Raw genomic sequence first — 4692 nt, 5'->3', positions numbered from 1 at the left:
CTGTGCGTCGCCGCCTTCGTCCGCGGCCGGCGCGCTGACCGGCATCGGGAAGGCCATGCCCTGCCCGTTTTCACGGGCATAAATGGCCACCACGTGGTCCACCGGCACGACGATCTCGCGTGCCACGCCGCCGAAGCGCGCCTTGAACTCGATGTAATCGTTGCCGAGCTTCAGGCCACTGGTGGCCTCGAAGCCGACATTGAGCACGATCTCGTTGTTCTTGACGTACTCCATCGGCACCTGCACGCCGCGGTCGACATACACCGCCAGGTACGGCGTGAAGCCGTTGTCGGTGCACCAGTCGTGCAGGGCGCGGATCAGGTAGGGCCGGGTCGAACTGCCTTGGGCATCCGAAGGGGTGACGGGACTCATGAGACTTCTCTGCTTACCGGCGCACGATCACTTGCGCATGACCTTTTCCGAAGGCGTCAGCGCCTCGATGTAGGCCGGGCGCGAGAAGATGCGTTCGGCGTACTTCAGCAGCGGTGCAGCATTCTTCGACAGGTCGATGCCGTAGTAGTCCAGGCGCCACAGCAGCGGCGCAATGGCCACGTCGAGCATCGAGAAGTCGTCGCCCAGCATGTACTTGTTCTTCAGGAAGATCGGCGCGAGCTGGGTCAGGCGGTCGCGGATCTGCGAGCGGGCTTTTTCCAGTTGCTTGTCGGTGCCCTTGATCCCGCGGCTTTCGAGGATGTTCACGTTGGCGAACAGCTCCTTCTCGAAATTGAACAGGAACAGGCGCACGCGGGCACGGGCCACCGGGTCGCCAGGCATCAGCTGCGGGTGCGGGAAGCGCTCGTCGATGTACTCGTTGATGATGTGCGACTCGTACAGGATCAGGTCGCGCTCGACGAGGATGGGCACCTCGTTGTACGGGTTCATCAACGCAATGTCTTCCGGCTTCGCGAACAGGTCGACGTCACGGATCTCGAAGTCCATGCCCTTCTCGAACAGCACAAAGCGGCAGCGGTGCGAGTAGGGGCAAGTGGTTCCGGAATAAAGCACCATCATGGAGGTGGGCTCCTTCAAATAGCTGTGTCGACGGCAGGCGCCGAAAGAAGAAAACGCAGTGGGCCTGGATTGAACCCACTGCGCATGGTGTCTGGCCGCGAACGGCCAAGCCGCGTATTTTCGGCTATTTTATTTCACGTCTTTCCAGTACGCCGCATTCAGGCGCCAGGTCAGGGTCGTCAGCACCGCCAGGAAGATCAACACCCACACCCCCAAACGCACCCGCTGGTTCTGGGCCGGCTCGCCCATCCACTGCAGGTAAGCGACCAGATCGGCCACTGCGCTGTTGTATTCGGCGGTGCTGAGCTTGCCCGGTGCCAGAGGCTCGAAACCCTTGAAATGTTGCTCGGTCTTGCCGTGCTCGTGCGGGTCAGGCACTTCCTCGTAAACCGCCTTCTGCGGACCTTGCAGTTCCCAGAGCACGTGAGGCATTGCCACACTGGGGAACGCGGTGTTGTTCCAGCCGGTGGCTTTGCTCTCGTCGCGGTAGTAACTGCGGAGGTAAGTGTAAAGGTAGTCGGCGCCACTGCCCTGGGCGCCCGCCCGCGAGCGGGCGATCACGCTCAGGTCAGGGGGCGCTGCACCAAACCATTCCTTGGCCGACTTCGCGTCCAGCGCGACCTTCATCGTGTCGCCCACCTTCTCGGTGGCGAACAACAGGTTGGCCTTGATCTGCGCCTCGGACAGACCGATGTCGCGCAGGCGGTTGTAGCGCATGTAGGCCGCGCTGTGGCAGTTCAGGCAGTAGTTGACGAACAGCTTGGCGCCGTTCTGCAGCGCCGAGACATCGGTGACGCGCTCGGTCGGGAACTTGTCCCAGGGGGCGCCGCCTTCGTTGGCCTGCGCGGCCCCCACCAGGGCGCCGACCATGCACAGCGCCGCGACGGCGCCGCCAATGATTTGCTTGAGCTTGATCATGTTTGTATGGCTCCTGCTCGGGCTCAGTGCGGGTGGAAGGTCACGCGGTCGGGCACGGTCTTGAAGGTGCCCAACCGGCTCCACCACGGCATCAGCAGGAAGAAGCCGAAGTAGTACAGCGTGCCGACCTGCGCGACCAGGGTGCCGATCGCGGACGGCGGCTGGATGCCCAGGTACCCCAGCACGAAAAAGAACACCACGAACACCGCGTACAGGTACTTGTGCCAATCGGGCCGGTAGCGGATGGATTTGACCGGGCTGTGGTCCAGCCAGGGCAGGAAGAACAGGATGATCACCGCGCCACCCATCACGACCACGCCCCAGAACTTGGCGTCGAAGCCGGCGAACACCGCCAGGCCAGTGAACTTGAAGGCACCAAAGCAGGCCAAGGCAGCGAACGCCAAAGCCGCGATGCCCAACTTCACAGCCGACGAGAAGCGGCCGCGCACAATGGCCGCCAGGGCCGCCAGCACGACCACGGCGTCGAAGGCCAGCAGCATGTCGTCGGTGGTCGCTCGCAACATCGAGTAGAACGGCGTGAAGTACCAGACCGGCGCGATGTGCAGCGGCGTCTTCAGCGGATCGGCCGGGATGAAGTTGTTGTACTCGAGGAAGTAGCCACCCAGCTCCGGCGAGAAGAAGATGATGGCGCTGAAGACCATCAGGAAGACGCCGACACCCAGCATGTCGTGCACCGTGTAGTACGGGTGGAACGGGATGCCATCCAGCGGCCGACCCAGCGCATCCTTCTTGGCCTTGATCTCGACACCGTCGGGATTGTTCGAGCCCACTTCGTGCAGCGCGATGATGTGCGCCACCACCAGGCCCAGCAGCACCAGCGGCACGGCAATCACGTGGAAGCTGAAGAAGCGGTTCAGTGTCGCGTCGCCCACCACATAGTCGCCGCGGATCAGCAGCGCCAGGTCGTTGCCGACGAAGGGCACGGCGGCAAACAGGTTGACGATCACCTGCGCACCCCAGAACGACATCTGGCCCCAGGGCAGCAGGTAGCCCATGAAGGCCTCGGCCATCAGGCACAGGAAGATCGCGCAGCCGAAGATCCAGACCAGCTCACGCGGTTTGCGGTACGAGCCGTACAGCAGGCCGCGGAACATGTGCAGGTAGACGACGACGAAGAACGACGACGCGCCGGTCGAGTGCATGTAGCGGATCAGCCAGCCCCAGGGCACGTCCCGCATGATGTATTCGACCGAGGCGAAGGCCTGGGCCGAATCGGGCTTGTAATGCATCACCAGGAAGATGCCGGTGACGATCTGGATCACCAGCACCAGCATCGCCAGCGAGCCGAAGAAATACCAGAAGTTGAAGTTCTTCGGCGCGTAGTACTCCGACAGGTGCTCCTTGTAGAGCTTGGACGCGGGGAAGCGGTTGTCCACCCAGGTCAGCAGCTTCTCACCGGTCGACGCGTCTGCCGGCGCGACTTTGAATTCAGCCATGATTGCCTTTCGTCCTCTTGTCTCGGGTGCCCGTTCAGGCCTTCTTGTCTTCGCCGATCAGCAGCTTCGCGTCGGAGAGGTACATGTGCGGCGGCACTTCCAGGTTGTCGGGCGCTGGCTTGTTCTTGAAGACACGGGCCGACATGTCGAAGGTCGAGCCGTGGCAGGGGCAGAGGAAACCGCCCTTCCAGTCGTCGGGCAGCGAAGGCTGCGGGCCGGCGGCGAACTTGTCGGAAGGCGAGCAGCCAAGGTGGGTGCATACGCCGACCACCACCAGCACTTCCGGCTTGATCGAGCGGTACTCGTTCTTCGCGTACTCGGGAATCGGGTAGGCGGTACGCTCGGACTGCGGATCGGCCAACTGGCCATCGAGCGACTTCAGCGAGGCCAGTTGCTCAGGCGTGCGGCGCACCACCCAGACCGGCTTGCCGCGCCACTCGACCGTCATCTTCTCGCCGGCCTTCAGCGCGCTGATGTCCACTTCCACCGGGGCGCCGGCCGCCTTGGCGCGCTCGGAGGGCGCGAAGCTGCTGACGAAGGGCACGGCCGTTGCCACACCACCGACCGCACCCGCACAACTCGTGGCGATCAGCCATGTGCGTTTGCCTTGGTCCACCGCGTTGTCACTCATGGGGATCCTTCTCTGGGACTCTGTTGGAACTCTGCAAAGACTGCCAAGCCCTTGCAATTCGGTTCTGGGCAACCCGGCATTTTAGCGGACGCCGCCGGCTTTCAATTTGCGATTTCTCAATCTTGTGGGCACCCCTTGGTTCTCAAGGTTGACAGCTGATGGCTGCTGGCAATACTGCTGCAGCGTGTACCAAGGGGTGTACCCTAAGCCGCGATACTGCAGGCCGCGGGAGAACCCGCCATTCAGTCGAACCAACAAGGAGTAGCGCCGTGGGATTTGCCACCGAGTTCAAGGAATTTGCCATCAAGGGCAATGTCGTCGATCTGGCGGTCGGCGTGATCATTGGCGGCGCTTTTGGCAAGATCGTCGATTCGGTGGTGACCGACCTGATCATGCCGCTGGTCGGCCTGGCGATTGGCGGGTTGGACTTCTCGAACTACTACATCCAGCTCTCGGGCGCACCAGCGGCCACGCTGGCCGAGGCCCGCAAGGCCGGCGCAGTGTTCGCCTATGGCAACTTCCTGACCGTGCTGCTGAATTTCATGATCCTGGCCTTCATCATTTTCCTGATGATCAAGCAGATCAATCGGCTGAAGGCTGCCAACCCCCCCGCACCCGCGCCTGCGGCACCGGCCCCCACGCCGGAAGACGTGCTGCTGCTGCGCGAGATCCGCG

At 62.7% G+C, this 4692-nt stretch carries 6 protein-coding genes; 1 reads left to right on the top strand and 5 read right to left on the bottom strand.

What is annotated here, in order from left to right:
• The 5 genes from FKP22_RS21470 to petA form a co-directional block, all read right to left on the bottom strand.
• A partial coding sequence (locus tag FKP22_RS21470; RefSeq protein ID WP_141289727.1) for a ClpXP protease specificity-enhancing factor occupies positions 1 to 372 on the bottom strand: 372 nt, incomplete at its 3' end.
• A gap of 27 nt (positions 373 to 399) precedes the next feature.
• The gene (locus FKP22_RS21465) at positions 400 to 1011 is read right to left on the bottom strand and encodes a glutathione S-transferase N-terminal domain-containing protein (protein ID WP_141289726.1); all 612 of its coding nucleotides are present in this window, start codon (positions 1009 to 1011) and stop codon (positions 400 to 402) included.
• A 129-nt stretch (positions 1012 to 1140) separates the two neighbouring features.
• The gene (locus tag FKP22_RS21460) at positions 1141 to 1929 is read right to left on the bottom strand and encodes a cytochrome c1 (RefSeq protein WP_141289725.1); all 789 of its coding nucleotides are present in this window, start codon (positions 1927 to 1929) and stop codon (positions 1141 to 1143) included.
• Positions 1930 to 1952: 23 nt separating this feature from the next.
• A complete protein-coding gene (locus FKP22_RS21455; RefSeq protein ID WP_141289724.1) occupies positions 1953 to 3386 on the bottom strand; it encodes a cytochrome b in 1434 nt (477 codons plus the stop codon).
• 34 nt (positions 3387 to 3420) lie between these two features.
• Positions 3421 to 4017 (bottom strand): ubiquinol-cytochrome c reductase iron-sulfur subunit, encoded by a 597-nt coding sequence (petA, locus tag FKP22_RS21450; RefSeq protein ID WP_141289723.1) that lies wholly within the window; start codon positions 4015 to 4017, stop codon positions 3421 to 3423.
• A gap of 269 nt (positions 4018 to 4286) precedes the next feature.
• Here petA and mscL point away from each other — a divergent pair.
• Positions 4287 to 4692: large conductance mechanosensitive channel protein MscL (gene mscL, locus FKP22_RS21445; RefSeq protein WP_211361504.1), on the top strand; the 406-nt coding region annotated here is incomplete at its 3' end.

This window comes from Ideonella azotifigens (assembly GCF_006519715.1).
GTDB lineage: Bacteria > Pseudomonadota > Gammaproteobacteria > Burkholderiales > Burkholderiaceae_C > Ideonella > Ideonella azotifigens.
Note: the sequence above shows the minus strand (reverse complement) of the source record. Positions and strands in the feature narration are given on the sequence as shown.

What these genes read in the sequence shown, in the direction of transcription:
- FKP22_RS21465 (WP_141289726.1), bottom strand. Translation starts at nt 1,011, where the DNA reads ATGATGGTGCTTTATTCCGGAACCACTTGCCCCTACTCGCACCGCTGC.
- FKP22_RS21460 (WP_141289725.1), bottom strand. Translation starts at nt 1,929, where the DNA reads ATGATCAAGCTCAAGCAAATCATTGGCGGCGCCGTCGCGGCGCTGTGC.
- FKP22_RS21455 (WP_141289724.1), bottom strand. Translation starts at nt 3,386, where the DNA reads ATGGCTGAATTCAAAGTCGCGCCGGCAGACGCGTCGACCGGTGAGAAG.
- petA (WP_141289723.1), bottom strand. Translation starts at nt 4,017, where the DNA reads ATGAGTGACAACGCGGTGGACCAAGGCAAACGCACATGGCTGATCGCC.